The 278-nt window shown below is 44.2% G+C and carries 1 protein-coding gene; it reads right to left on the bottom strand.

The genetic code is table 11. From position 1 onward, the window contains the following. Positions 1 to 278 (bottom strand): benzoate/H(+) symporter BenE family transporter (locus SB756_RS29615; protein ID WP_410913128.1); only part of this gene is annotated, 278 nt, incomplete at both ends.

The following is a 278-nucleotide window of genomic DNA, read 5'->3' as shown; positions in this document are numbered from 1 at the left end:
CCAAAAACGTCACTATTGCAGCCTCAGTATATTGCGAACCCGTTAACGCTTGCTGCAAACTATTTGCAATAGTGCCAAACAAAGCGATACCCGCCAGCGCCAAAATAAGTGCCTGCGGCAAACTTGCCACCAAACCGACTAAAGTTGCAGCACACAACGCCATTAAAATGTAAAACACACCGCCTGCAATACTTGCCCAATAGCGTTTATCAGGGTTTTTATCAGCCTCATCACTCATACAAATAGCCGCCGTAATTGCAGCTAAATTAATTGAATAC

The sequence above is a fragment of the Pseudomonas sp. SIMBA_068 genome, from assembly GCF_046534705.1.
Classification (GTDB): Bacteria; Pseudomonadota; Gammaproteobacteria; order Pseudomonadales; family Pseudomonadaceae; genus Aquipseudomonas; species Aquipseudomonas putida.
Note: the sequence above shows the minus strand (reverse complement) of the source record. Positions and strands in the feature narration are given on the sequence as shown.